Annotated in this window: 23 protein-coding genes; 10 read left to right on the top strand and 13 right to left on the bottom strand. The window is 53.4% G+C overall.

Going from position 1 to position 26,077, the window contains the following annotated elements:
- Positions 1-205: 205 nt before the first annotated feature.
- The 4 genes from gltB (at position 206) to OGV52_RS06760 (ending at position 8,803) form a co-directional block, all read left to right on the top strand.
- Positions 206-4,666 (top strand): glutamate synthase large subunit, encoded by a 4,461-nt coding sequence (gene gltB, locus OGV52_RS06775; RefSeq protein WP_287108270.1) that lies wholly within the window; start codon positions 206-208, stop codon positions 4,664-4,666.
- Between the two features lie 12 nt (positions 4,667-4,678).
- Positions 4,679-6,097, top strand: coding sequence for a glutamate synthase small subunit (locus OGV52_RS06770; RefSeq protein ID WP_016154696.1), 1,419 nt, complete (start codon positions 4,679-4,681; stop codon positions 6,095-6,097).
- A 185-nt stretch (positions 6,098-6,282) separates the two neighbouring features.
- Positions 6,283-7,533 (top strand): cytosine permease, encoded by a 1,251-nt coding sequence (gene codB, locus OGV52_RS06765; protein ID WP_047358527.1) that lies wholly within the window; start codon positions 6,283-6,285, stop codon positions 7,531-7,533.
- Positions 7,523-8,803: a cytosine deaminase gene (locus tag OGV52_RS06760; RefSeq protein ID WP_153689975.1), complete on the top strand. Its 1,281-nt coding sequence runs from the start codon at positions 7,523-7,525 to the stop codon at positions 8,801-8,803. Before codB ends, OGV52_RS06760 begins: the two co-directional genes overlap by 11 nt.
- 60 nt (positions 8,804-8,863) lie before the next feature.
- On the opposite strand, the gene nanQ is transcribed toward OGV52_RS06760, so the two are convergent.
- The 6 genes from nanQ to nanR all read right to left on the bottom strand — a co-directional run bounded on the left by nanQ (position 8,864) and on the right by nanR (position 14,363).
- Positions 8,864-9,331, bottom strand: coding sequence for an N-acetylneuraminate anomerase (gene nanQ, locus OGV52_RS06755; RefSeq protein ID WP_287108269.1), 468 nt, complete (start codon positions 9,329-9,331; stop codon positions 8,864-8,866).
- A 2-nt stretch (positions 9,332-9,333) separates the two neighbouring features.
- Entirely contained in the window at positions 9,334-10,203 is an 870-nt protein-coding gene (gene nanK / locus OGV52_RS06750; RefSeq protein WP_287108267.1) for an N-acetylmannosamine kinase, read from the bottom strand.
- On the bottom strand, positions 10,200-10,889 hold the full coding sequence (locus OGV52_RS06745; protein ID WP_019077794.1) for an N-acetylmannosamine-6-phosphate 2-epimerase: 690 nt from the start codon (positions 10,887-10,889) through the stop codon (positions 10,200-10,202). The genes nanK and OGV52_RS06745 overlap by 4 nt, the downstream gene beginning before the upstream one ends.
- 47 nt (positions 10,890-10,936) lie before the next feature.
- Positions 10,937-12,427, bottom strand: a complete 1,491-nt coding sequence (gene nanT / locus OGV52_RS06740; RefSeq protein ID WP_016154702.1) for a sialic acid transporter NanT — start codon at positions 12,425-12,427, stop codon at positions 10,937-10,939.
- A gap of 116 nt (positions 12,428-12,543) precedes the next feature.
- Positions 12,544-13,437 carry an N-acetylneuraminate lyase gene (gene nanA / locus OGV52_RS06735; RefSeq protein ID WP_016157581.1) on the bottom strand — a complete coding sequence of 298 codons (894 nt, stop codon included), beginning with the start codon at positions 13,435-13,437 and terminating at the stop codon, positions 12,544-12,546.
- 134 nt (positions 13,438-13,571) lie between these two features.
- Positions 13,572-14,363, bottom strand: coding sequence for a transcriptional regulator NanR (gene nanR, locus OGV52_RS06730; RefSeq protein ID WP_016154704.1), 792 nt, complete (start codon positions 14,361-14,363; stop codon positions 13,572-13,574).
- A 359-nt stretch (positions 14,364-14,722) separates the two neighbouring features.
- Between nanR and dcuC the strand changes: the two genes are divergently transcribed.
- Positions 14,723-16,090, top strand: a complete 1,368-nt coding sequence (gene dcuC / locus OGV52_RS06725; RefSeq protein ID WP_181629733.1) for an anaerobic C4-dicarboxylate transporter DcuC — start codon at positions 14,723-14,725, stop codon at positions 16,088-16,090.
- 44 nt (positions 16,091-16,134) lie between these two features.
- Here dcuC and sspB read toward each other — a convergent pair whose 3' ends face one another.
- The 5 genes from sspB to zapE all read right to left on the bottom strand — a co-directional run bounded on the left by sspB (position 16,135) and on the right by zapE (position 19,781).
- On the bottom strand, positions 16,135-16,638 hold the full coding sequence (gene sspB / locus OGV52_RS06720; protein ID WP_016154706.1) for a ClpXP protease specificity-enhancing factor: 504 nt from the start codon (positions 16,636-16,638) through the stop codon (positions 16,135-16,137).
- 5 nt (positions 16,639-16,643) lie between these two features.
- Positions 16,644-17,282, bottom strand: a complete 639-nt coding sequence (sspA, locus tag OGV52_RS06715) for a stringent starvation protein SspA (RefSeq protein ID WP_003025132.1) — start codon at positions 17,280-17,282, stop codon at positions 16,644-16,646.
- A gap of 316 nt (positions 17,283-17,598) precedes the next feature.
- Positions 17,599-17,991, bottom strand: a complete 393-nt coding sequence (gene rpsI / locus OGV52_RS06710; protein ID WP_003025138.1) for a 30S ribosomal protein S9 — start codon at positions 17,989-17,991, stop codon at positions 17,599-17,601.
- A gap of 15 nt (positions 17,992-18,006) precedes the next feature.
- Positions 18,007-18,435: a 50S ribosomal protein L13 gene (rplM, locus tag OGV52_RS06705; RefSeq protein WP_003025141.1), complete on the bottom strand. Its 429-nt coding sequence runs from the start codon at positions 18,433-18,435 to the stop codon at positions 18,007-18,009.
- 218 nt (positions 18,436-18,653) lie between these two features.
- Entirely contained in the window at positions 18,654-19,781 is a 1,128-nt protein-coding gene (gene zapE, locus OGV52_RS06700) for a cell division protein ZapE (RefSeq protein WP_287108265.1), read from the bottom strand.
- Between the two features lie 192 nt (positions 19,782-19,973).
- Between zapE and zapG the strand changes: the two genes are divergently transcribed.
- The 3 genes from zapG to degS all read left to right on the top strand — a co-directional run bounded on the left by zapG (position 19,974) and on the right by degS (position 23,065).
- A complete protein-coding gene (gene zapG, locus OGV52_RS06695) occupies positions 19,974-20,372 on the top strand; it encodes a Z-ring associated protein ZapG (protein WP_003025147.1) in 399 nt (132 codons plus the stop codon).
- Between the two features lie 168 nt (positions 20,373-20,540).
- Positions 20,541-21,908 (top strand): serine endoprotease DegQ, encoded by a 1,368-nt coding sequence (gene degQ / locus OGV52_RS06690; protein ID WP_046276025.1) that lies wholly within the window; start codon positions 20,541-20,543, stop codon positions 21,906-21,908.
- An 89-nt stretch (positions 21,909-21,997) separates the two neighbouring features.
- Positions 21,998-23,065, top strand: coding sequence for an outer membrane-stress sensor serine endopeptidase DegS (degS, locus tag OGV52_RS06685; RefSeq protein WP_003025154.1), 1,068 nt, complete (start codon positions 21,998-22,000; stop codon positions 23,063-23,065).
- A 120-nt stretch (positions 23,066-23,185) separates the two neighbouring features.
- Here the strand turns inward: degS and mdh are convergent, their stop codons facing one another.
- The gene (gene mdh, locus OGV52_RS06680; protein ID WP_008785953.1) at positions 23,186-24,121 is read right to left on the bottom strand and encodes a malate dehydrogenase; all 936 of its coding nucleotides are present in this window, start codon (positions 24,119-24,121) and stop codon (positions 23,186-23,188) included.
- 436 nt (positions 24,122-24,557) lie between these two features.
- On the opposite strand from mdh, the gene argR reads away from it, so the two are divergent.
- Both argR and yhcN read left to right on the top strand, forming a co-directional pair.
- Positions 24,558-25,028, top strand: coding sequence for a transcriptional regulator ArgR (gene argR, locus OGV52_RS06675; protein WP_003025162.1), 471 nt, complete (start codon positions 24,558-24,560; stop codon positions 25,026-25,028).
- Between the two features lie 376 nt (positions 25,029-25,404).
- A complete protein-coding gene (gene yhcN, locus OGV52_RS06670; protein WP_003025165.1) occupies positions 25,405-25,671 on the top strand; it encodes a peroxide/acid stress response protein YhcN in 267 nt (88 codons plus the stop codon).
- A gap of 56 nt (positions 25,672-25,727) precedes the next feature.
- Here the strand turns inward: yhcN and OGV52_RS06665 are convergent, their stop codons facing one another.
- On the bottom strand, positions 25,728-26,006 hold the full coding sequence (locus OGV52_RS06665; RefSeq protein WP_016154709.1) for a barstar family protein: 279 nt from the start codon (positions 26,004-26,006) through the stop codon (positions 25,728-25,730).
- Between the last annotated feature and the right edge of the window lie 71 nt (positions 26,007-26,077).

Genomic DNA, 26,077 nt, shown 5'->3' with positions numbered 1-26,077 from the left:
ATGAGCAGTCTGCTCATCATATTTATGCAGTAATTGAGATTCCCTCTGAAGCAAGTCCTCAAACTTGTTTGACCTGTGCGAAAAGGATAAAGAGGGCGAATGCGAGGTAAGCGTATGACACGCAAACCCCGTCGCCATGCTCTTGGTGTGCCCGTGCGCAACGGTCCAGATGGGAATCCCGCAGAGCCTGGGGAGGTTCACTGATATGTTGTACGATAAATCCCTTGAGAGGGATAACTGTGGTTTCGGCCTGATCGCCCACATAGAAGGCGAACCTAGCCACAAGGTAGTGCGTACCGCCATACACGCACTGGCCCGCATGCAGCACCGTGGCGCAATTCTTGCCGATGGAAAAACCGGCGATGGTTGCGGCCTGCTGTTACAAAAACCTGACCGCTTTTTCCGCATCGTAGCGCAAGAGCGCGGCTGGCGTTTAGCCAAAAACTACGCCGTCGGCATGATCTTTTTAAATAAAGACGCTGAGCTGGCAGCGGCTTCTCGTCGCATTGTAGAAGAAGAATTACAGCAGGAGACCCTGTCGATTGTCGGCTGGCGCGACGTGCCGACTAACGAAGGGGTTCTCGGTGAAATTGCGCTCTCCTCCCTGCCTCGTATCGAGCAAATTTTTGTTAATGCCCCTGCGGGCTGGCGTCCGCGTGATATGGAGCGTCGCCTGTTCATCGCGCGCCGTCGTATCGAAAAACGCCTCCAGGAAGATAAAGACTTCTACGTCTGTAGCTTGTCGAACCTGGTCAATATCTATAAAGGTCTGTGTATGCCGGCGGATCTGCCGCGCTTTTACCTGGACCTGGCGGACCTGCGTCTGGAATCGGCCATCTGCCTGTTCCACCAGCGCTTCTCCACCAACACCGTACCACGCTGGCCGCTGGCGCAACCGTTTCGCTACCTGGCGCACAATGGTGAAATCAACACCATCACCGGCAACCGCCAGTGGGCGCGCGCTCGTACCTATAAATTCCAGACGCCGCTGATCCCTGATCTGCACGACGCCGCGCCGTTCGTTAACGAAACCGGCTCCGACTCCAGCTCGATGGATAACATGCTGGAACTGCTGCTGGCTGGCGGGATGGATATCATCCGCGCCATGCGTTTACTGGTGCCGCCGGCCTGGCAGAATAACCCGGATATGGACCCGGAGCTGCGCGCGTTCTTCGACTTTAACTCCATGCACATGGAGCCGTGGGATGGTCCGGCGGGTATCGTTATGTCCGACGGTCGCTTTGCCGCCTGTAACCTTGACCGCAACGGCCTGCGTCCGGCGCGCTACGTCATCACCAAAGACAAGCTGATTACCTGCGCTTCTGAAGTCGGGATCTGGGATTATCAGCCGGATGAAGTGGTTGAGAAAGGTCGCGTCGGCCCTGGGGAGTTGATGGTTATCGATACCCGTAGCGGGCGCATTCTGCATTCGGCTGAAACCGATGACGATCTGAAAAGCCGCCACCCCTACAAAGAGTGGATGGAGAAGAACGTCCGCCGTCTGGTGCCTTTCGAAGACCTGGCTGACGATCAGGTCGGCAGCCGTGAACTGGACGATGACACCCTCGCCAGCTACCAGAAACAGTTTAACTACAGCGCTGAAGAGCTGGATTCCGTTATCCGCGTGCTCGGTGAAAATGGTCAGGAAGCGGTCGGTTCAATGGGTGATGATACCCCGTTTGCCGTGCTCTCCAGCCAGCCGCGCATCATTTATGACTACTTCCGCCAGCAGTTTGCCCAGGTCACCAACCCGCCGATCGACCCGCTGCGTGAAGCGCACGTCATGTCGCTGGCCACCAGCATCGGTCGTGAGATGAACGTCTTCTGCGAAGCCGAAGGTCAGGCGCACCGTCTGAGCTTTAAGTCGCCGATCCTGCTGTACTCCGATTTCACCCAGCTCACCACCATGAAAGAGGAGCATTATCGCGCTGACCGACTGGATATCACCTTCGACGTGACTGAAACCACGCTCGAAGAGACCGTCAAAGCATTGTGCGATAAGGCTGAACAGATGGTGCGTAACGGCACGGTGCTGCTGGTGCTTTCTGACCGTAATATCGCAAAAAACCGCTTGCCGGTTCCGGCACCGATGGCCGTTGGCGCAGTACAAACACGTCTGGTAGAACAAAGCCTGCGTTGCGACGCCAACATCATCGTTGAAACCGCCAGCGCCCGTGACCCGCACCATTTTGCCGTTCTGCTCGGTTTTGGCGCGACGGCCATTTATCCGTATCTGGCGTATGAAACGCTGGGGCGTCTGATCGACACTCAGGCGATTGCCAAAGATTACCGGACCGTGATGCTGAACTACCGTAACGGCATCAACAAGGGTCTGTACAAAATCATGTCCAAAATGGGCATCTCGACCATCGCCTCTTACCGCTGCTCGAAGTTGTTTGAAGCCGTTGGTCTGCACGATGATGTTGTGGCTTTATGCTTCCAGGGCGTGGTCAGTCGCATCAGCGGCGCGGGTTTTACCGACTTCCAGCAGGATCTGCTGAACCTCTCCAAACATGCCTGGCTGGCGCGTAAGCCTATCAGCCAAGGCGGTTTGCTGAAGTACGTTCACGGCGGCGAATACCACGCCTACAACCCGGACGTGGTGCGCACGCTGCAACAGGCAGTACAAAGCGGCGAGTACAGCGACTATCAGGAATATGCAAAGCTGGTCAATGAGCGTCCGGCGGCCACGCTGCGCGATCTGCTGGCGATTACACCTGGCGATGAAGCCGTAAGCATTAGCGAAGTAGAACCCGCAACCGAACTGTTTAAACGCTTTGATACCGCAGCGATGTCTATCGGGGCATTAAGCCCGGAAGCACACGAGGCGCTGGCCGAAGCCATGAACAGCATCGGCGGTAACTCGAACTCCGGTGAAGGCGGCGAAGATCCGGCGCGCTACGGCACTAACAAGGTGTCGCGCATTAAGCAGGTGGCTTCCGGTCGCTTTGGCGTAACCCCGGCGTACCTGGTCAATGCTGATGTCATTCAGATTAAAGTCGCTCAAGGCGCGAAGCCGGGCGAAGGCGGTCAGTTACCGGGTGATAAAGTCACCCCGTACATCGCCAAACTGCGTTATTCGGTGCCGGGCGTGACGCTGATCTCCCCGCCGCCGCACCACGATATCTACTCTATCGAGGACTTAGCGCAGCTGATTTTTGACCTCAAACAGGTCAATCCGAAAGCGATGATCTCGGTGAAGCTGGTTTCTGAACCAGGCGTCGGTACCATCGCCACCGGCGTGGCGAAAGCCTATGCGGATCTGATTACCATTGCCGGCTACGATGGCGGTACCGGTGCAAGTCCGCTCTCCTCAGTGAAATATGCGGGCTGCCCGTGGGAACTCGGTCTGGTGGAAACCCAGCAGGCGCTGGTGGCTAACGGTCTGCGTCACAAGATCCGTCTGCAGGTCGATGGCGGTCTGAAAACCGGCGTCGATATCATTAAAGCGGCAATTTTGGGTGCAGAAAGCTTCGGTTTCGGCACCGGCCCCATGGTCGCGCTGGGCTGTAAATACCTGCGTATTTGCCATCTGAACAACTGCGCAACCGGCGTGGCAACTCAGGATGACAAACTGCGTAAGAACCACTATCACGGCCTGCCGTTCAAAGTGACTAACTACTTTGAATTTATCGCCCGCGAAACTCGCGAGCTGATGGCGCAACTGGGCGTGAAACGTCTGGTGGATCTGATTGGTCGTACCGACCTGCTCAAAGAGCTGGATGGGTTTACCGCCAAGCAGCAGAAACTGGAGCTGTCTCGTCTGCTGGAAACCGCTGAACCGCATCCAGGTAAAGCGCTGCATTGCACTGAAAACAATCCGCCGTTTGATAACGGCGTGCTGAACGCCCAGCTGTTACAGCAGGCGAAACCGTTTGTCGACGAGCGCCAGAGCAAAACCTTCTGGTTCGATATCCGCAACACCGACCGTTCCGTCGGCGCATCGCTGTCGGGCTATATCGCTCAGACGCATGGCGATCAGGGGCTGGCATCTGACCCGATTAAAGCGCACTTCAGCGGTACCGCAGGCCAGAGCTTCGGCGTGTGGAACGCGGGCGGCGTGGAGCTGTATCTGACAGGCGATGCCAACGACTATGTCGGTAAAGGCATGGCGGGCGGCCTGCTGGCAGTGCGTCCTCCGGTTGGCTCTGCTTTCCGTAGCCATGAGGCGAGCATCATTGGTAACACCTGCCTGTATGGTGCTACCGGTGGCCGCCTGTTTGCTGCGGGTCGTGCGGGTGAGCGTTTTGCGGTGCGTAACTCCGGCGCTATTACCGTGGTTGAAGGTATTGGCGACAACGGCTGTGAATATATGACCGGCGGCATCGTGTGTATTCTCGGCAAAACCGGCGTCAACTTCGGTGCAGGCATGACCGGCGGATTCGCCTACGTGCTCGACGAAGACGGTGAATTCCGCAAACGCGTGAACCCGGAACTGGTAGAAGTACTGAGCGTGGACTCGCTGGCTATTCATGAGGAACACCTGCGCGGTCTGATTACCGAGCACGTACAACATACCGGTTCTTCACACGGCGAAGAGATCCTGGCGAACTGGCCAGCATTCTCGGCGAAATTCGCGCTGGTAAAACCGAAATCCAGTGATGTGAAAGCACTGTTGGGTCACCGTAGTCGTAGCGCAGCAGAGCTGCGTGTGCAGGCGCAGTAAGGGGTAGCAGCAATGAGTCAGAACGTATACCAATTTATCGACCTGCAGCGCGTTGATCCACCGAAGAAACCGCTGAAGATCCGTAAGATCGAATTTATCGAGATCTACGAGCCGTTTTCCGAAGGCCAGGCCAAAGCACAGGCAGATCGCTGTCTTTCCTGCGGCAACCCGTACTGCGAGTGGAAGTGCCCGGTACATAACTACATCCCGAACTGGCTGAAGCTGGCGAATGAGGGACGTATTTTTGAAGCGGCAGAACTGTCGCACCAGACTAACACTCTGCCGGAAGTCTGTGGCCGAGTGTGCCCGCAGGATCGTCTTTGTGAAGGATCCTGCACGCTAAACGATGAGTTCGGTGCGGTGACTATCGGCAACATAGAGCGCTATATCAACGATAAAGCGTTCGAGATGGGCTGGCGTCCGGATATGACTGGCGTTCGCCAGACGGACAAGCGCGTGGCGATCATCGGTGCAGGTCCGGCGGGCCTGGCCTGTGCTGATGTGCTGACCCGCAACGGCGTGAAGGCGGTGGTATTTGACCGCCACCCGGAAATCGGCGGTCTGCTGACCTTCGGGATCCCGGCATTCAAGCTGGAGAAAGAGGTCATGACCCGTCGCCGTGAAATCTTCACTGGTATGGGCATTGAGTTCAAACTAAACGTGGAAGTGGGCCGCGACGTGCAGCTTAACGATCTGCTGAAGGATTACGATGCCGTGTTCCTTGGTGTAGGTACCTATCAGTCGATGCGCGGTGGGCTGGAAAACGAAGACGCTTCCGGCGTATTTGATGCCCTGCCGTTCCTGATCGCCAATACCAAACAGTTGATGGGATTTGGCGAAAGCAGTGATGAGCCGTACATCAGCATGGAAGGCAAACGCGTCGTTGTTCTCGGCGGTGGCGATACCGCGATGGACTGCGTGCGGACCTCGGTTCGCCAGAACGCGGCACACGTAATCTGCGCCTATCGCCGCGACGAAGAGAACATGCCGGGTTCCAAACGCGAGGTGAAAAACGCGCGTGAAGAAGGCGTCGAGTTCCAGTTCAACGTCCAGCCTTTAGGCGTGGAAGTGAATGCCAACGGTAAAGTGTGCGGCGTGAAAATGGCGCGCACCGAAATGGGCGAACCGGATGCGAAGGGGCGTCGCCGCGCGGAGATCGTCGCCGGTTCTGAGCACGTTGTTCCGGCTGATGCGGTGGTACTGGCGTTTGGCTTCCGCCCGCACAGCATGGAGTGGCTGAAAGAGCACAGCGTCGAGCTGGATTCTCAGGGCCGTATTATTGCTCCGGAACGCAGCGATAACGCCTTCCAGACCAGCAACCCAAAAATCTTCGCTGGTGGCGACATCGTGCGTGGTTCGGATCTTGTAGTCACCGCGATTGCCGAAGGTCGTAAAGCGGCAGACGGTATCCTGAACTACCTGGAAGTGTAAGTAAGCGTCCTCTGGCATCTCATCTTCAAACGCTGATGAGATGCCAGATTCCTCGCAATACCCCTGCCCCCTCCCCTCTATCAACACCGTGAAAGAGAACTAAAAAAACATACGGAAACGTTTGCTTTATTCTGAGAACTGTATATTATGCGGCGGATTTTTTGGGCAAAATTCATGGAGGCGTTGTGTCGCAGGACAACAATTATAGCCAGGGCCCCGTCCCTCTGGCGGCGCGGAAGGGCGTGATTCCACTAACGTTTGTCATGTTGGGACTCACATTTTTTTCCGCCAGTATGTGGACCGGTGGCACACTCGGTACCGGTCTTTCCTATAATGATTTCTTCCTTGCAGTTCTCTTCGGTAATCTTCTCCTCGGTATTTACACTGCATTTCTCGGTTTTATCGGCGCAAAAACAGGGCTCTCAACCCACCTTCTGGCACGTTACTCATTTGGTTTGAAAGGTTCATGGCTTCCCTCACTGCTCTTAGGCGGTACACAGGTAGGCTGGTTTGGCGTTGGTGTGGCCATGTTTGCTATCCCGGTTGGCAAAGCGACGGGGATTGACGTCAATATTCTGATTGCGGTTTCCGGTCTGTTGATGACCCTGACTATCTTTTTTGGCATCTCGGCGCTGACCGTTTTATCTATCATCGCCGTACCTGCCATCGTCGTTCTTGGCAGCTACTCCGTCTGGCTGGCGGTGAGCGATGTCGGCGGTTTAGACCATTTAAAAGCGATAGTGCCGCAGACACCGCTGAATTTCTCCACCGCACTGGCGTTGGTGGTCGGCTCATTTATCAGCGCAGGCACGTTAACCGCCGACTTTGTCCGCTTTGGCCGCAACGCCAAAGGTGCGGTACTGATTGCCATGGTGGCATTTTTCCTTGGCAACTCGTTGATGTTTATCTTCGGCGCTGCGGGTGCCGCCGCTGTTGGACAGGCGGACATCTCTGACGTAATGATTGCTCAGGGCCTGCTGCTGCCCGCAATTGTGGTTCTCGGCCTGAATATCTGGACCACCAACGACAATGCGCTCTACGCTTCAGGTTTGGGATTTGCCAATATTACCGGCCTTTCCAGCCGTTCGCTGTCGGTGGCAAACGGTATTATCGGCACACTGTGCGCGCTGTGGCTTTACAATAACTTTGTCGGTTGGCTGACATTTTTGTCGGCAGCGATTCCTCCAATTGGTGGAGTGATTATCGCCGACTATCTGCTGAACCATCGCCGATATGCCGACTTCAGCAAAGCACAATTTATTTCCGTAAACTGGATAGCTATCCTGTCCGTTGCACTGGGCATTGCCGCCGGTCACTATATTCCCGGTATCGTACCCGTCAACGCCGTACTCGGCGGCGTATTCAGCTATATCCTGCTGAATCCACTTTTCAATCGCAGCCTTGCTAAATCACCAGAGGTCAGCCATGCAGAATAATAACATCACCATTCGTCAGGCGCGTTTACAGGGACGCGAAGGATTGTGGCAGCTCACGATTGAAAACGGGCGCTTCAGCCGAATTGAGGCTCAGGACGCAGCTACGTTGCCGCAGGGGGAAGTGCTTGATGCCGAAGGTGGTCTGGCAATCCCACCGTTCGTAGAGCCACATATCCACCTGGATACCACGCAAACCGCGGGGGAGCCGAGCTGGAACCAGTCTGGTACGTTATTTGAAGGCATTGAGCGCTGGGCCGAACGTAAGGCAATGCTCACTCACGATGACGTGAAAGCGCGCGCCATGCAGACTCTTAAGTGGCAGATGGCCAACGGCATCCAGTATGTCCGCACTCACGTTGACGTTTCCGACCCAACGCTGACCGCGCTGAAAGCCATGCTGGAGGTGAAGCAAGAAGTCGCTCCGTGGGTAGAGCTACAGATTGTCGCGTTCCCGCAAGAGGGCATTCTTTCTTATCCCAACGGTGAAGCGTTATTAGAGGAAGCCGTGCGTTTGGGGGCCGACGTCATTGGCGCTATCCCCCACTTTGAATTTACGCGTGAATATGGCGTGGAGTCGTTGCACAAAATTTTCGCCCTCGCGCAAAAATACGACAGACTTATCGACGTGCACTGTGACGAAATTGACGATGAGCAATCACGCTTTGTTGAAACCGTCGCGGCGCTGGCCCATCGCGACAATATGGGCGAGCGCGTGACCGCCAGCCATACTACGGCAATGCACTCCTATAACGGCGCGTATGCTTCCCGTCTTTTCCGCCTGTTGAAAATGTCCGGCATTAACTTTGTCGCGAATCCACTGGTGAATATTCACCTGCAAGGGCGCTTTGACACGTATCCTAAACGCCGCGGCGTCACACGCGTCAAAGAGATGCTGGAGGCGGAGATCAACGTCTGCTTCGGCCATGATGACGTCTTCGATCCGTGGTATCCGCTGGGCACCGCGAATATGCTGCAAGTACTGCATATGGGGTTACATGTGTGCCAGCTGATGGGATACGGACAAATTAACGATGGCCTGAATCTGATCACCACCCACAGCGCGAAAACCCTGCACCTGCAGGACTACGGTCTGAGCGTGGGGAATTCCGCGAACCTGGTGATTTTACCGGCAGAGAATGGGTTTGACGCGGTTCGTCGCCAGACGCCTGCACGTTATTCCATTCGTCACGGGCGAATCATTGCCGAGACTGTGCCGAGCCAAACGACGCTGCATCTGACGCAGCCGGAAGCGGTGACGTTTAAGCGCTAGGTTGTAATATCCGGTGTCGGATGGCGCAAGCCTTGCCATCCGACACCATCGCTCTCATCGTCAGGTGTGTAATAAACTGGCACGCACCTTGATCACCACCTTTTTGATGTCCATCGGAGCCTTTACTACACAGCCTGGCTTATGCGGCTCGCCCGGCATAAAAATCACAAATCTTCCCGGCTTTAGTACCATCGCCTGCTCATCGGCAATCAGACTACACAGCTGATAATCATCCTCAACGTGCATCTCTTCACACTGACGAGCAGAATCAGTCATCCCGAACAGAATGCGTTCTTCACCGGATAACAGTACTTGAATATCAATGTACTCCCTGTGCAGTTCCGCTTTCTTTTGCTCCGGGCTCTGCGTTGCAAATTGCATAACATTCATAAAAATATTATCGCCCTGCAACTCGTAGCGCCCTGGCGTTTTCTCCTGCGGATTCGCCGCAACAGCCAGCGTTAACGCCTGCTGCAAAACCGGATGTAATCCGGCAGAAGGCAATGAACGCAACTCATCTGACATCATAATCAATCTCCCTGGGCCAACAGCGCGGCCCCCAGTAATCCAGCGTCATGACGGTAATGCGCCGCCCGTAACTCTACGTGGTAAGCCGAAGGCTCTTGTGCCAGATAGTTCTCCACCAGCGCCAGATACCCTTCTGCCAGCCCCACGCTGCCGCCAATCACCACAATCTGGCAATCGATCGTGGCCTTCACATCGGCGACAAGCCTTGCCAAAGTACGTGCCGAACGATGGATCAACCGACTGGCCTGCTCATCACCCTGCCCGGCGCGGCTAAAAATGGTTTTGGCGTCGCATCCAGCAAGCGTGCCTTCGGCAGCCGCCGCGATCCCACGACCGGAAGCGATCGCCTCGACACAACCCACACGCCCGCAACCGCACACCGGCCCATGCGGATCAGCCAGCGTATGTCCCAGATGCCCGGCCAGACCGCCAAGCCCGGTCAGCAACTTCCCATCACTTACCACCCCGCCGCCTACGCCGGTGGAGACGGTGATAAACACCATATCGCGGTACTCGCCGCCAAGCGCATGATACTCAGCCCACGCCGCGGCCTGCGCGTCATTGACTGCCAGCGTCGGCAAAGCGGTGAGATCTTTTAGCGTTTGCACCAGAGGAAAATGCAGCAGCCCGCCGAGGTTGTGCGGGTTCAGCGCCAGTAGAGAACCGTCGCGGATAATCCCCGTTGAGGCGATCGCCACCCGCGTTGCCTGCCCCTGTAGCGGCGTAACCAGTGCTTGTAACGCGGCACGCAGAGCATCCGGTGTTTTGCTGGCGGGCGTCGGCAATTCATGACGCTCTTGAATTTGCAGGCTGCTGTCTACCAGTGCGACAGCCAGTTTGGTGCCGCCAATATCAATCGACAGCGTGGTCATAGCACCGCCTTTTTAAGCGCTGTGTTGTACCACTGGCAAATGTGCTCCAGCCGGGTAATGGCTGAGCCGACTGTCACCGCCCATGCGCCATGACGCATCGCCTCAGCGGCCTGCGCTGGCGTGTTGTAACGCCCTTCAGCAATCACCCGACAACCCGCGTCACTTAAAGACTTCACCAGAGCCAGATCCGGCTCTTCGGGCGTTTCTGGCGTGGTATAACCAGAAAGGGTAGTGCCAATGATTTCGGCACCGAGTTTCTGGCAGGCCATGCCATCCGCCATGGACGAACAGTCAGCCATCGCAAGGCGTTGGTGATGATGAATACGTGCCAGTAAGGTTTCTACAGGTACCGGACGTACGCGATCGGTACCGTCGATGGCGATGATGTCAGCGCCTGCCTGCGCCAGCGCATCAACATCCTCCAGATATGCGGTGATGCGGACCGGAGAGTCATCAAGGTCACGCTTGAGAATGCCGATAATCGGCACCGAAACGACCGCCCTGGTCGCTTTCAGGTTTTCCACCCCTTCAATGCGTAACGCCACCGCGCCAGCCTGTTCTGCGGCCAGCGCCATCGCCGCAACAATTTCCGGTTTATCTAACGGGCTGTCAGGAACAGGCTGGCAGGAGACAATCAGCCCGCCGTTCGCGGCAATCTTGATATCCAGTTGTTCAAGTAACGACATGCTTATTCCCTTATGACTATTGCCCGGTGCAGGACCGGGCAAACGGATTAACTTTTGGATTTCACCATGGTGCTTTTGTCGCCGCCAAACGGCACGGCCCCGCTAAACGGTTTGCCATCAATGGCATCATGCGTACGCAATGCTTCAGGCCGCAGCCAGCGCTGTACGCGAGACGGCATATCGAGACCAATCAGCAGGATCACCACAAATGTCAGGCCAAAAGAGAGCGATCCCAACGCGGTGCCCAGATCCAGTCGTTGGGCAATCAGCGCACCGATGATCGGTGCCAGCGCCCCACCCAGTGCACCCACGTTGTAGGTGAAGCCCAGACCCGCCGCACGCTGGTCGGTATCGAAATAGCCGCCAATCAGTTTTGGTAAGATCCCGGAGATCCCCTGACCGAGCATTTGCTGGAAAAACAGCAGTAAACCCAGTACCCAGACGTTTGAGCCGCCAATCGCAAACACTGGAATAATCAGCAACTGCGAAGCCAGCAGACTGCAGACATAGGCCTTACGCGTGCCCAGCCAGTCGCCAAGAAAACCACCGACGCAACAACCGACCGCCGCGCCAAAGCCGCTAAAGAAGAGCACCCTGGCGACAGTGGAAGGGTCATACAGCAGTTCGGTTTTCAGATAGGTTGGCAGCAGCGCCTGAATCGGCCACGAGTAAAGGAAGGCAAACAGCACAACCACCATCAGCATGACGCCCGTCGGCCAGCGTTTCCCGCTGCTTTGCACCATAAAACTAATGAAGATAAACGCGCATATCAGGCCAAGGACCGCCACGATAGCCGCATTTTGCAGGTTGCCTGCAAAGCAGAACCACAGCGCGGTTGCGGCGGCGAGAGTCATCACAATATTGATAACCCGATGTTCGCCCCGGTAGAGAATGTCCACCATCGTGCGTACCGGCGCTTTGCCTTCGTGTTTCTCTTTCCAGTCTTCCGCTTCCGGAATATTTTTACGCAGCCAGAGGGCGAAGATAATCGGCAAAATGCCGATGAAGAACAGCGCGCGCCATCCCCAGACCGGGACCACCAGGCTGTAGACCTGGGCGGCGATCACTGCGCCTACAGAGAAGCCGGAAATCAGGAAGCCGCTGGCTTTGTTTCGCAGGTGCCTGGGCCAGCTTTCAATAACATAAGTTGCGCTGGAGCCGTACTCACCAGCCATCCCCATACCGATAACCAGGCGGGCGATAAACATGGTGGTGTAGCCCGGCGCGAAGCCGCAGGCCAGCGTCCCCACAGAGAACAGAATGATACTGGTGACCATCGCCAGGCGGCGTCCATAACGATCGCCCATCGCGCCCAGCATTAACCCGCCAAACCAGCGGGAGATAAAAGCGGCCGAGATCAGACTGGCCGCCTGCACCGTCGTCAGTCCGAATTCGCCTTGTACTTCCGTCAGCACAAGGGCGATTAATACAAAATCAAAACCATCAAGCAAATATCCCAGCCAGGCGGCAGAAAATGCCCGCCATTGTGCCCGATTGAGATGGCGATACCACGGGATGCTCTGGGTAGAAGTACTCATTTTACTCTCCCGACGATCTTTATTTTCGTTGTGGTGCCGGATGGCGGATTCGCCTTATCCGGCCTACGAGTCTTGTTTTTGCAGGCCGGATAAGCATTGTGCTATCCGGCGTCCGATCAGTCGCGTTCCAGCATTAATTGCTGGGCCAGCGCTTTCAGTTCCGGCAGATATTGTTCATCTACCGGGGCAAATGGTTTACGGCACAGCGGAACAGAAACCACGTCCATATAGTGCAATACCGTCTTCAGGCCGCGGAACACGCCAACCTTAATGAGCAGATCGATAACCTTATTGCACTCGGTTTGCAGCTTTTGCGCCGTCCGGATGTCGCCTTCTTTGAGCGCTTTCACAATTCCCTGATAACGCCATCCCATAATGTTGTAAGTGCTACCGATACCGCCATCAGCGCCCGCCAGCAGACCAGAAGCGAAGATCTCGTCATAGCCGTTATAAAGCACCAGATCGGGGTGAGCGCGGCGGATCTGTTCCATCTGATAGAGATCGCCTGAGGTTTGCTTCAGCGCGCCAACGCCCGGCAACGTCACCAGCGTGTTGATCTGATCCAGCGTCAGTTTTACGCCGCTCAGCGCCGGGATGTTATAGACCACCATCGGCAAGCCATCAGCGGAATCAATAATTGCGCGGTAGTGATCGCAGTGCTCTTCAAAACTGAACGGATAGTAAAACGGTGTGACGGCCGAAACCGCATCAAAGCCGTAGCGATGCGCGGCACTCGCCAGCTGTTGGCTCTCTTCGGTACTCACTGTGCCAACGTGAGCGATCAGCGTCACCTTGCCTTTCGCTTCTTCGGCAACAATTTCCAGTACCTGCTCTCTCTCAACGCGGTTTTGGACAAATGCCTCACCCGTAGACCCACCGACATAGAGCCCGTCGATCCCTTGCCCAATGTTGAAACGCACCAGGCGGCGCAGGCTCTCAATGTCCAGTCGCTGTTGGCTATCGAATGGGGTTAACAACGCTGGCATTACGCCTTTTAAATCTCTTGCCATAGCTACCTCTGATGATGATTAGTGTTATCTGACTGCATACCTTTATACCTGTTATACCAGATCAAATAAGCAGCAATACAATACAGAACGCTTATAGTGCGATCTGCCTCACTAAACGATCGTCAGGATCGCGATTACTTTCGCAATTTTTTACTTTTGCTGAAGGCGTGCCAGGTAGCGGAAACGCTGTTGAGATGTTCTTGCAGTGCGCGGTCAGCTTCCTCAGGGTCGCGCTGACGAATCGCGTCGACAATAGCGATATGCTGCTGATAACTCACGTTATTGTGCTCATACAACTCTTGGTCGGCTACGGTCGGACGGGCGGCAATCAGCCAGTCTAACAGCGCAACATGGATAGCCATAAAGATGGGATTGCCCGGGATCTCCGCCAGTATGCGGTGAAAATCAACGTCCGAGCGAATGAACAGCGTATTGTCATCGAGCGACTGGCTGTTGATCTCCAGTGCTTTCGCCAGTCTGTCGATTTGCTCATCCGTCGCATGTTCTGCGGCGTATCGTACCAGGCTGGATTCAAAGAACAGTCGCAGCTGTTCGAAGTGGGCAATACCACCGGGATGCGCGAGGAAATCTTTCGCCATACCGGACAGCTCGCTGATAATGGTATCAGCTGAAGGACGCGAAACGCGGGCGCGCTCGCCATTGTTGATTTGCACCAGACCTTTGCGTTTTAACGCTGCCAGCGCTTCTCGTACAGAAGGACGGCCCACGTTAAAGAAGGCCATCAGTTCCCGCTCAGATGGTAACTGTTCGCCCTCGCCAAATTCCCGACGACGAATCATCTGCTCCAGTTCTTCTTCAACCATTTCAGACAGTTTTTTACGCGCCAGCGGGCGATTGCGTAAGCTACGGCCAATGGTGGATGGAGAGTCTTCAGCTTGCGAATCAAATGCGTTCATAGGGCCCATTCAGCTAAGTCGTGGTGACAAATAACAGCGGGTTTATCCTAACACAGGATCGAAAGCAGGGTGAAATGATGGTCAATCAGACTGTCGGGCTTATTGGCGGTCTAACGCATCCGGATATTTTGTTACGCTAAAACATTCAGCTTATCTTTAATTGAAAACAATCATATTCGCTTCGTGAAATTTATGAATATGAACGTGATAAATTATCATAACCATCTATTTTATAACGATAAATAATTTAAACATCGAATTAAAAATAAGATATTCACTCCATAAAAATCGCCCGAAAAAATATAACATCCGTTTGGACAACAGCGTTATTACCGGATTTATCTTCTTCTCTGGCATGGAGTGAAACAATGTTCGGCATCATTATCTCTGTCATCGTTTTATTAACGATGGGTTACCTGATCCTCAAAAACTACAAACCGCAGGTAGTGCTGGCAGCCGCGGGGATCTTCCTGATGATCTGCGGCGTCTGGCTAGGCTACGGCGCGCTGGTCGCTGACGACAAGAGCAGCGGCTATCTCTTGGTCGATATTTACAACGAAATTCTGCGTATGCTTTCCAATCGGGCGGCCGGACTAGGGTTATCAATCATGGCGGTAGGTGGTTATGCCCGTTATATGGACAGGATGGGGGCCAGCAGAGCGATGGTTAGCCTGTTAAGCCGCCCGCTTAAGCTAATCCGCTCACCCTATGTTGTTCTTGCCGCCACCTATGTGATTGGTCAGATCATGGCGCAGTTCATCACCAGCGCTTCCGGGTTAGGCATGCTGCTGATGGTGACGCTGTTCCCGACGCTGGTCAGTCTTGGCGTGAGCCGTTTATCCGCGGTGGCGGTCATTGCCACTTCAATGTCAATTGAATGGGGCATTCTGGAAACCAACTCTATTTTTGCCGCGCAGGTGGCGGGCATGAAAATCGCTACCTACTTCTTTCACTATCAGTTACCCGTCGCATCGTGCGTTATCGTCGCCGTCGCTATTGCACATTTTTTCGTTCAGCGGCAGTTTGATAAAAAAGCATTCCCGGAAAGCTACGGATTCGCTGAACAAAAGACGCTGGAAAACGTGCCACCTCTCTATTACGCCATTCTACCCGTCATGCCGCTGCTTCTGATGTTGGGCTCGCTTGCCCTGGCGCATATGGGGTTAATGAAAACAGAGCTGAATCTGGTGGTGGTCATGCTGATGAGCATGACGCTGACGATGTTTGTCGAGTTCCTGCATAAACATAATCTGCGCGAAACGATGGATGACGTGCAGGCCTTCTTTGATGGCATGGGAACCCAGTTTGCCAACGTTGTCACGCTGGTGGTCGCCGGTGAGATCTTTGCGAAAGGGTTGACGACTATCGGGACTGTCGACGCTGTAATAAAAGGTGCAGAGCATTCCGGCCTTGGCGGTATCGGCGTGATGATCATCATGGCCGTGGTCATTGCCGCCTGTGCGATTGTCATGGGGTCAGGTAACGCGCCGTTTATGTCTTTTGCCAGCCTGATTCCAGATATTGCCGCCGGACTACATATTCCTGCGGTAGTGATGATTATGCCGATGCATTTTGCTACTACGCTGGCCCGGGCGGTATCCCCCATTACAGCGGTCATTGTGGTGACATCAGGTATTGCGGGCGTATCGCCCTTTGAGGTGGTAAAACGTACGGCCATTCCGATGGCGGTGGGATTTGTGGTCAATATGATAGCCACCATCACGCTGTTTTACTGATCCCGAAGGCAGAAAACAGAACAGGCCCCAAAGGGCCTGTTTTTTTATTTCACTACGCGTAGCGCTGGACGCCCACCGCGTGGCGGCGGCGGAGTGTCATCCGGATCGTTGTCGTCGCCATTGTCAGGCTTATCGCCATCAATGACCGACATGACCGTTTCACTCTCAAAACCAGGTGCGTCGTTGTCGTCATCATTTAAGCTGGCGACATCTTCGTCGTAGGCGGCTTCCGGCTCGAACATAGTACCGGCGCCATTTTCACGAGCATAAATTGCCAGAACTGCCGCCAGCGGTACAGAAACCTGACGCGGCACACCACCGAAGCGCGCGTTAAAGCGCACTTCATCGTTAGCCAGTTCCAGGTTACCCACCGCACGCGGTGCGATATTCAGAACAATTTGCCCATCACGCGCATATTCCATAGGAACCTGCACGTCCTGAAGCGTCACATCCACCACCAGGTGCGGCGTAAGCTGGTTGTCTAACAACCACTCATAGAATGCGCGCAGCAGATACGGACGGCGTGGTGTTAGCTGTGGCAAATCCATACAAGTTAACCCCGGCCCAGACGCATTTCACGTTCAGGCTCAGTCAGAGAAGCCAGGAAAGAATCACGTTCAAAGACGCGAGTCATGTACCCTTTCAGTTCTTTCGAACCTGCACCGTTGAATTCAATGCCCAGCTGCGGTAAACGCCACAGCAGCGGCGCCAGGTAGCAGTCTACCAGGCTGAACTCATCGCTCAGGAAGTAAGGTTTCTGGCCAAATACTGGTGCAATTGCCAGCAGTTCTTCGCGCAGACGCTTACGCGCGACTTCGGCTTCAGAAGCAGAACCGTTCACGATGACGTTCATCAGCGTGTACCAGTCTTTTTCAATACGCTGCATGTACAGGCGGCTTTCACCACGCGCAACCGGGTAAACCGGCATCAGCGGCGGATGCGGGAAGCGCTCATCCAGGTATTCCATAATGATGCGAGATTCCCACAGGGTCAGCTCACGATCCACCAGTGTCGGTACGCTCTGATTCGGGTTGAGGTCGATCAGATCCTGCGGTGGATTGTCCTTCTCCACATGCTCAATCTCGAAACTAACACCTTTCTCAGCCAGCACAATGCGGACCTGATGGCTATAGATGTCAGTAGGACCAGAAAACAGCGTCATTACCGAACGTTTGTTGGCAGCGACAGCCATGAAAACCTCCAGGTATATTCAGAATTTTTACTGCTACCAGCCACTAAGTGGCCAGCCAGAAGTGATGTCACCCATATTCGGGAAAGCCATTACTGTTCAAAATACAAACAAAAAATGAACGATACCGGACATTTGGGCAGAAAATTGGATGATAGTTTACCAGATTTTGTGACCTTTGTGGTGAGTCGATTCTTGAAATGGGGAAAAAGAGGTGGCAATCAGCGGATTACCGTGGTTATACGGAGAGCAGTAACGATAAAAAAACCCGCCGAAGCGGGTTTTTTCGCAAATTGTTGTCTGCCGAAGCAGAGTACAATTAACGTTTGGAGAACTGAGGACGACGACGTGCTTTACGCAGACCGACTTTCTTACGTTCAACCTGACGAGCATCACGGGTAACGAAGCCAGCTTTACGCAGTTCGCCACGCAGGGATTCGTCGTACTCCATCAGAGCGCGGGTGATACCGTGACGGATCGCACCAGCCTGACCAGAGATACCACCACCTTTAACAGTGATGTACAGATCCAGTTTCTCAACCATGTCGACCAGTTCCAGCGGCTGACGAACTACCATGCGGGCAGTTTCACGACCGAAGTACTGTTCCAGAGAACGTTGGTTGATTACGATTTTACCACTGCCCGGTTTGATGAAAACGCGAGCTGCGGAACTTTTGCGGCGACCAGTGCCGTAGTATTGATTTTCAGCCATTGCCTATAATCCCGATTAGATGTCAAGAACTTGCGGTTGCTGTGCCGCGTGGTTGTGCTCGTTGCCAGCGTAAACTTTCAGTTTACGGAACATAGCACGACCCAGCGGGCCTTTTGGCAGCATGCCTTTAACCGCGATTTCAAGCACACGCTCAGGACGGCGAGCAATCATCTCTTCAAAGGTCGCTTGTTTGATACCGCCGATGTGACCGGTGTGGTGATAGTACACTTTGTCAGTACGCTTGTTGCCAGTTACAGCAACTTTGTCAGCGTTCAGAACGATGATGTAATCACCGGTATCTACGTGCGGAGTATATTCCGCTTTGTGCTTACCGCGCAGGCGCAGAGCCAGTTCGGAAGCCAGACGGCCCAGAGTTTTACCGGTCGCGTCAACAACATACCAGTCGCGTTTTACGGTTTCTGGTTTAGCTGTAAAAGTTTTCATTAAAAGCTTACCCAAATAAATAAGTTACACGTTGGTGAACACCCAAACGTTTTGTCAGTTGAGGTTCACACGACATTGTCCAGCAAACCTACCCCTTCGAATAGCCTATGCCGGCGCATAGAAAGTTTTGGGAAAAAAACTCTCTCGTAACGTGGGGTCGCAAGATTATAGAGAAGTCAGGGTCAAAGATCGACCCCTTTATGTGATTTGCAGCAGGTTTAACCGGCTAAATGTTCCCGCTTCAGATACTCTTCGCTTTGCATCTCCTGCAAACGCGACAAACAACGCTGAAATTCAAACTTCAGACGCTCGCCCTGATAAATTTCATAAAGTGGTGAGGCCGCACTGACCACCAGCTTAACGTGGCGTTCGTAGAACTCATCCACCAGGGCGATAAAACGCCGCGCTTCGCTCTCCATCAGCGTCGTCATGACCGGCACATCAGACAACAGCACCGTATGAAACAGACGCGATAGCGCAATGTAGTCATGCTGACTACGCGCATCGACACAGAGCGTGGTGAACGACACCGCCAGCGTTTGGTTTTCGACGGCCAGCGTCTGCATCGGACGATGATTGATCTCCAGCGTCGGAGCGTGTTCACCTTTCGTTCCCGCTAATGCCAGCCACAACTTATCCATCTGCTGACGGGTTTCCTCATTCAGTGGTGACAACCACAAATGCGCCTGCGTTAAGGTGCGCAGACGATAATCGACGCCAGCATCGACATTCATGATGTCACAATGCTGTTTGATGGCATCAATGGCAGGAAGAAAACGCGTGCGTTGCAAACCGTTGCGATACAGCTCATCAGGCGGAATATTGGAGGTTGCCACCAGCGTAATACCACGGGCAAACAGCGCCTTCATCAGACCGCCGAGCAGCATGGCGTCGGTGATGTCAGAAACAAAAAATTCGTCAAAGCACAGCACGTCCGTTTCGGCCTTAAAGCGGTCGGCAATGATTTCCAGCGGATCGCTCTGCCCCTGCAGGGCCGTAAGCTCTTCATGGACGCGCAGCATAAAACGGTGAAAGTGCAAACGCTGTTTACGCCCGCCCGGCAGGCTATGGTAGAACAGATCCATCAGCCACGTTTTTCCTCGCCCGACTCCGCCCCACATATACACACCACGCACCGGCGCGTTGGTCGGTGACTCACGCTTTCCCAGCAATTTGCCAAAACGCGCCATCAGTCCGCTCTCCTGCGGCGCAGGACGTGCTGGCGTCGAAAGCGCCTGGAAAATTGTTTCCAGTCGATTCACTGCTTCTTGTTGTACGTTGTCGGGCTGATGACTGCCGTCTTTGAGGGCTTGCTGGTAACGCGATGTCGGGGAAAGGCTTTGCATGATGTTATTGTTATTCCTTGAGAATCGATGTGCCGTCGCTCACGGTTGACGAAAAAAAGGCCGTTCTACATTACGTGATATAAACACGGGATTCCACTTCTACGGGATTAGCGGTTATAGTGGCATAATCAGGCGCAGGCATGGAGCCTAAAGCCAACACCCTACGGAAACACAAGACAACGGGAGATGTTCATGACCTGGGAATATGCGCTAATTGGGTTAGTCGTCGGTATCATTATTGGTGCTGTAGCCATGCGTTTTGGTAATCGTAAATTACGCCAACAGCAGGCATTGCAGTACGAACTGGAAAAAAATAAAGCTGAGTTGGAAGAGTACCGCGAAGAGCTGGTGAGCCACTTTGCCCGCAGCGCTGAACTGCTGGATAACATGGCGGACGATTATCGTCAGATCTACCAGCATATGGCGAAAAGCTCCAGCAACCTGCTGCCGGGTATGTCACCGGAAAATAATCCGTTCCGTAATCGTCTGGCAGAGTCCGAAGCGGGTAACGATCAGGCGCCGGTTCAGATGCCGCGTGACTATTCTGAAGGCGCATCTGGCCTGCTGCGTAGTGGCGCAAAGCGCGACTAACTGCACATCGTTCAGAAATTTATTGGGCGCAGCAATTGCGCCCTCCGCTTCTCTTCCTGTCCCAGCTATTATTTAGTCGTTAGCCTCATTGTGACCAAACCGAAAATTCAATAACATCAAACTGTTTTGAATCATCTTCCGTTTACTCAAGGTACGAGAGCAGGATCCATGAAAAAACAAACCCAGCTGTTGAGTGCATTAGCGTTAAGTGTCGGGTTAACTCTCTCGGCGCCATTCCCAGCCGCAGCGTCGATTCCCGGCCAGGTTCCCGGTCAGGCTGCGCTCCCCAGCCTCGCCCCGATGCTGGAGAAAGTGTTACCTGCCGTGGTGAGCGTAAGGGTCGAAGGCACCGCCGCTCAGGGGCAGAAAGTCCCGGAAGAGTTCAAAAAGTTTTTTGGTGATGAACTTCCCGATCAACCTGCACAACCTTTTGAAGGGCTGGGTTCCGGGGTCATCATTGATGCCGCCAAAGGCTACGTCCTGACCAATAATCACGTCATCAACCAGGCGCAAAAAATCAGCGTCCAGCTTAACGATGGCCGTGAGTTCGACGCTAAGCTTATCGGCAGCGACGACCAGAGCGATATCGCTCTGCTGCAAATTCAACACCCCAGCAACCTGACGCAAATTGCCATTGCCGACTCCGACAAACTCCGCGTCGGTGATTTCGCGGTGGCCGTGGGTAACCCGTTTGGTTTGGGGCAAACGGCCACCTCCGGCATCGTATCGGCTTTGGGTCGCAGCGGGTTGAACCTGGAAGGTCTGGAAAACTTTATTCAGACCGATGCCTCCATCAACCGGGGTAACTCCGGCGGCGCGTTGCTAAACCTCAATGGTGAGCTGATTGGCATTAACACCGCGATTCTGGCCCCCGGCGGCGGTAGCATCGGTATTGGTTTTGCGATCCCGAGCAATATGGCACGCACGCTGGCGCAGCAACTGATGCAGTTTGGTGAAATCAAACGTGGTCTGCTGGGAATTAAAGGCACCGAAATGACCGCCGATATCGCCAAAGCGTTCAAACTGGACGTGCAGCGCGGCGCGTTTGTCAGCGAGGTTCTGCCTAACTCTGGCTCCGCAAAAGCAGGTGTGAAGTCTGGTGATGTCATTACCAGCCTCAACGGCAAACCGCTCAACAGCTTCGCCGAACTGCGTTCACGCATAGCGACAACCGAACCAGGGACCAAAGTCAAACTGGGCCTGCTGCGTAACGGTAAACCGCTGGAGGTTGAAGTAACCCTGGATACCAGTACATCATCGTCCGCCAGCGCGGAGATGATTGCTCCTGCGTTGCAAGGGGCTACGCTCAGTGACGGTCAGCTTAAAGACGGCACCAAAGGCATCAAAATTGATAACGTTGAAAAAAGTAGCCCAGCCGCGCAGGCCGGTCTGCATAAAGATGACGTTATCATTGGCGTTAACCGCGATCGTGTAAACTCGATCGCCGAAATGCGTAAAGTGCTGGAAACGAAACCGTCGATCATTGCTCTGCAGGTAGTGCGTGGTAACGAGAGTATTTACCTGCTCCTGCGTTAACGCATGCAACCGGACATCAGCCCCCCGTGTGATGTCCGGTAAACTCGTGATATGCTGCTGCCGTTCCCTTTATTAATGACGCCGCCATCATGTTTGTGAAGCTTTTACGTTCGGTCGCGATTGGTTTAATCGTCGGCGCTATTCTGCTGGCCGCGATGCCCTCTCTGCGAAAAATAAATACGCTTACCGCGCCACAGTTCGACAGTGCAGATGAAACGCCCGCCAGCTATAACCCGGCGGTTCGCCGTGCAGCGCCTGCCGTCGTTAACGTTTATAACCGTAGTATGAACAGCACAGCACATAACCAGCTTGAGATCCGCACACTCGGCTCAGGCGTTATCATGGATCAGCGCGGCTATATCATTACCAATAAGCACGTCATTAATGATGCCGACCAAATCATCGTCGCGTTGCAGGATGGGCGTGTATTCGAAGCGCTGCTAGTGGGTTCTGATACGTTAACCGATCTTGCGGTGCTGAAAATCAACGCGACTGGCGGACTGCCGACAATTCCAATTAATAACAAACGCGTGCCGCACATCGGCGATGTCGTCCTCGCCATTGGTAACCCGTACAACCTTGGGCAAACCATCACTCAGGGGATTATCAGCGCCACCGGTCGTATTGGCCTGAACCCGACTGGACGGCAAAACTTCCTGCAAACGGATGCCTCCATCAACCACGGCAACTCCGGCGGCGCGCTGGTCAACTCGCTGGGTGAGTTAATGGGTATTAACACGCTGTCATTTGATAAGAGCAACGATGGCGAAACCCCGGAAGGGATCGGCTTTGCTATTCCGTTTCAGTTGGCAACCAAAATCATGGATAAGCTGATTCGTGACGGGCGCGTGATTCGTGGCTACATCGGCATCAGCGGTCGCGAAATTGCGCCACTGCACGCCCAGGGCGGCGGGATGGATCAAATTCAGGGGATTGTGGTTAACGAAGTGGCTCCAGACGGTCCGGCTGCGCAGGCAGGAATTCAGGTTAACGATCTGATTATTTCGGTCAATAACAAACCGGCAGTATCTGCGCTGGAGACCATGGACCAGGTGGCAGAGATTCGCCCTGGTTCGGTTATCTCTGTTGTCGTGATGCGTGATGACAAGCAGTTGACGCTGCAGGTAACGATTCAGGAATACCCGGCTACAAACTAAATCACAAACGAAATGATGTAAAAAAACCGGAGATAGCTCCGGTTTTTTTATGCGTCAAATTCGCGATATTTGTAGGACGGATAAAGTGCTAAACACCGCCATCCGGCCTACATAAAGGCGTTATTTAACGAACTCTTCACCCAGGGTGATATCTTTCTTCAGCGTATCCAGCATACCTTCCAGTGAGCTCTGCTCAAATGCGCTCAGCTTGCCGATAGACTGGCGTTCTTCTACGCCGTTTTTACCCAACAGCAGCGGCTGAGAGAAGAAGCGAGCATACTGGCCGTCGCCTTCAACGTAAGCACATTCAACCACGCCTTTTTCGCCGCTCAGCGCGCGAACCAGTGACAGGCCGAAACGTGCTGCAGCCTGACCCATAGACAGGGTTGCAGATCCGCCACCGGCTTTAGCTTCCACAACTTCAGTACCCGCATTCTGGATACGTTTGGTCAGGTCAGCCGCTTCTTGCTCAGTGAAGCTCACGCCAGGGATTTGTGACAGCAGCGGGAGAATGGTCACGCCAGAGTGGCCGCCAATAACCGGGACTTCAACGTCACCAGGCTGCTTGCCTTTCAGTTCCGCAACAAAGGTGTTGGAGCGGATGATGTCCAGCGTGGTCACGCCAAACAGTTTGTTCTTATCGTATACGCCTGCTTTTTTCAGCACTTCTGCAGCGATAGCAACGGTCGTGTTCACCGGGTTGGTGATGATACCAATACATGCTTTCGGGCAGGTTTTAGCAACCTGCTGCACCAGGTTCTTCACGATACCGGCGTTAACGTTGAACAGGTCGGAACGATCCATACCCGGTTTACGTGCGACACCCGCAGAGATCAGTACCACATCAGCACCTTCCAGTGCAGGGGTAGCGTCTTCGCCGCTGAAGCCTTTGATTTTCACAGCAGTAGGGATATGGCTCAAATCAACGGCCACGCCAGGCGTTACTGGAGCGATGTCGTACAGGGAGAGTTCTGAACCTGAAGGCAGTTGGGTTTTTAACAGTAATGCTAGCGCCTGACCGATACCACCAGCAGCGCCGAGGACTGCAACTTTCATCCTAAACTCCTTATTATATTGATAAGCAAAGTGTCTATTGCTCCGCGGCGGCGACCTTAATTCACAAATCCAACGAATACAACAACCACGCGTCAAGAATGCGTAGTCACGCAAATTTGGCTTTTATGCATTTAACTTACGTAAAATAAAACCTAAGTTACGTAATTCAAAACCACCCGCACAGTAGAGCAACTTTCCAACAGGTGCTGACAATATACCCTACCCACCTCTCAAAACAACATCAATTTGATAACATTTAATTTACTTTTAACCTTATTTGCGAGCCGTGACACAGGCATGTTTCTTGATAACGAAATTTGATAAAATTCCGCTCTTTCATAACATTATTTCAGCCTTGAACAAGGCAGACTGTTTGCATAAAAATTCATCTGTATGCACAATAATGTTGTTTCTACCGCCATATTACGGGTGACTTATGCGAAGCTCGGCAAAACAAGAAGAATTAGTAAAGGCGTTTAAAGCGCTGCTTAAAGAAGAAAAGTTCAGCTCTCAGGGCGAAATCGTCCTCGCGTTGCAGGATCAGGGCTTTGATAATATCAATCAGTCCAAGGTTTCTCGCATGCTGACCAAGTTCGGCGCCGTGCGTACCCGCAATGCGAAAATGGAAATGGTGTACTGCCTGCCGGCAGAGTTAGGGGTACCTACAACATCCAGTCCACTGAAAAATCTGGTATTGGATATCGATTACAACGATGCAGTTGTGGTTATTCATACCAGCCCTGGCGCTGCTCAGTTGATTGCACGTCTGCTGGACTCATTAGGTAAAGCGGAAGGTATTCTGGGTACAATTGCCGGTGACGATACCATCTTCACCACCCCAGCTAAGGGTTTTACGGTAAAAGATTTGTACGAAGCCATTCTGGAACTGTTTGAACAAGAGCTGTAATACTTCCTCCCCGTCGCCTCGCGGCGGGGGAAAAACCTCTGTTTCCACCCTCCTCCCTCTATTATCCACTGTCATTGATTTAACAAATGGTGCGTTTAACCGTCAAAAGTCATTCACATAGCGAATATGAAGAGTTAAAAACGCACATTTTGCAAAAATTCATATCTCAATGATTTAATTGAATTTATTATAAAACCGATGTTTAAAATCCTATTTTTAATTCTGTTTGGTTATAAAAAATATTTTTCTTAACACTTAATCCGCATGGAAACAATTAGCGTGGTATTAATTTATCGAGTGATTAGTGTATACTTGATTTTGTGATGAGGGTCACGAAACGCAGACCCCAATAAAAGAATTCGACGAGGTAAATATCATGAAAATCAAAACAACTATTGCAACCTTAAGCCTTCTTTCTGTTCTCTCTTTCGGTGCAAGCGCCGCAGTGACTCAGGTGAACTCACAAGAAGCACAGAACCTGCAATCCATGGGCAGCATCTCCGTATCTCAGATCGGTAGCTCACCAATGGACATGCGTCAGGCTATCGCCGCTAAAGCTGAAAAAGCGGGTGCCAGCAGCTATCGCGTCACCGAACTCCGTGAAGGCGCTCACTGGCACGCGACTGCAGAACTCTACAAATAAACCCTCGTCGTCTAGTCCGACGACTTGCCCCCGCCTGCCGGGGGCTTTTTTATGCCTTACATTGAGTGACGAACGTTAAAGCGCAGCTGTCCTTCCAGCTCTTCTTCCGCTTCATCGAACAGTAAAATCAGCGCGCCGTATCGCCTGCGTAACTTGTCCGGCAAATGAACAAATTCAATCTCCAGCGGCAGCGGTAAAACGTCCCCGATAACCACCTCCCACAGAGAATCTAAATCAACCACCTTTTCCCGGGCGAGACCGAACGCGCGCGTAAACTCACGGTAGAAATCCCCCTGGTCTTCTATCTCGTCAAAATCAAATGTATAGATGTTCATCTATAGCCACCATCCCGACGCCAGTCACTCTACAGACCATCAATATGCAGGAACCTCCTGCATTTTCAGGT

This window comes from Citrobacter sp. Cb041, from assembly GCF_030336655.1.
GTDB lineage: Bacteria > Pseudomonadota > Gammaproteobacteria > Enterobacterales > Enterobacteriaceae > Citrobacter > Citrobacter braakii.
This window is presented reverse-complemented; position numbering and strand designations above follow the sequence as displayed.

Bases quoted from the DNA above. Each gene is read 5' to 3' on its own strand.
- nanT (WP_016154702.1), bottom strand. From the start codon at position 12,427: ATGAGTACTTCTACCCAGAGCATCCCGTGGTATCGCCATCTCAATCGG.
- rplM (WP_003025141.1), bottom strand. From the start codon at position 18,435: ATGAAAACTTTTACAGCTAAACCAGAAACCGTAAAACGCGACTGGTAT.
- OGV52_RS06665 (WP_016154709.1), bottom strand. From the start codon at position 26,006: ATGAACATCTATACATTTGATTTTGACGAGATAGAAGACCAGGGGGAT.
- degS (WP_003025154.1), top strand. From the start codon at position 21,998: ATGTTTGTGAAGCTTTTACGTTCGGTCGCGATTGGTTTAATCGTCGGC.
- dcuC (WP_181629733.1), top strand. From the start codon at position 14,723: ATGTTCGGCATCATTATCTCTGTCATCGTTTTATTAACGATGGGTTAC.
- zapE (WP_287108265.1), bottom strand. From the start codon at position 19,781: ATGCAAAGCCTTTCCCCGACATCGCGTTACCAGCAAGCCCTCAAAGAC.
- argR (WP_003025162.1), top strand. From the start codon at position 24,558: ATGCGAAGCTCGGCAAAACAAGAAGAATTAGTAAAGGCGTTTAAAGCG.
- degQ (WP_046276025.1), top strand. From the start codon at position 20,541: ATGAAAAAACAAACCCAGCTGTTGAGTGCATTAGCGTTAAGTGTCGGG.
- yhcN (WP_003025165.1), top strand. From the start codon at position 25,405: ATGAAAATCAAAACAACTATTGCAACCTTAAGCCTTCTTTCTGTTCTC.
- sspB (WP_016154706.1), bottom strand. From the start codon at position 16,638: ATGGATTTGCCACAGCTAACACCACGCCGTCCGTATCTGCTGCGCGCA.
- OGV52_RS06770 (WP_016154696.1), top strand. From the start codon at position 4,679: ATGAGTCAGAACGTATACCAATTTATCGACCTGCAGCGCGTTGATCCA.
- gltB (WP_287108270.1), top strand. From the start codon at position 206: ATGTTGTACGATAAATCCCTTGAGAGGGATAACTGTGGTTTCGGCCTG.
- OGV52_RS06745 (WP_019077794.1), bottom strand. From the start codon at position 10,889: ATGTCGTTACTTGAACAACTGGATATCAAGATTGCCGCGAACGGCGGG.
- nanK (WP_287108267.1), bottom strand. From the start codon at position 10,203: ATGACCACGCTGTCGATTGATATTGGCGGCACCAAACTGGCTGTCGCA.
- nanA (WP_016157581.1), bottom strand. From the start codon at position 13,437: ATGGCAAGAGATTTAAAAGGCGTAATGCCAGCGTTGTTAACCCCATTC.
- OGV52_RS06760 (WP_153689975.1), top strand. From the start codon at position 7,523: ATGCAGAATAATAACATCACCATTCGTCAGGCGCGTTTACAGGGACGC.
- nanQ (WP_287108269.1), bottom strand. From the start codon at position 9,331: ATGATGTCAGATGAGTTGCGTTCATTGCCTTCTGCCGGATTACATCCG.
- sspA (WP_003025132.1), bottom strand. From the start codon at position 17,282: ATGGCTGTCGCTGCCAACAAACGTTCGGTAATGACGCTGTTTTCTGGT.
- mdh (WP_008785953.1), bottom strand. From the start codon at position 24,121: ATGAAAGTTGCAGTCCTCGGCGCTGCTGGTGGTATCGGTCAGGCGCTA.
- zapG (WP_003025147.1), top strand. From the start codon at position 19,974: ATGACCTGGGAATATGCGCTAATTGGGTTAGTCGTCGGTATCATTATT.
- rpsI (WP_003025138.1), bottom strand. From the start codon at position 17,991: ATGGCTGAAAATCAATACTACGGCACTGGTCGCCGCAAAAGTTCCGCA.
- nanR (WP_016154704.1), bottom strand. From the start codon at position 14,363: ATGGGCCCTATGAACGCATTTGATTCGCAAGCTGAAGACTCTCCATCC.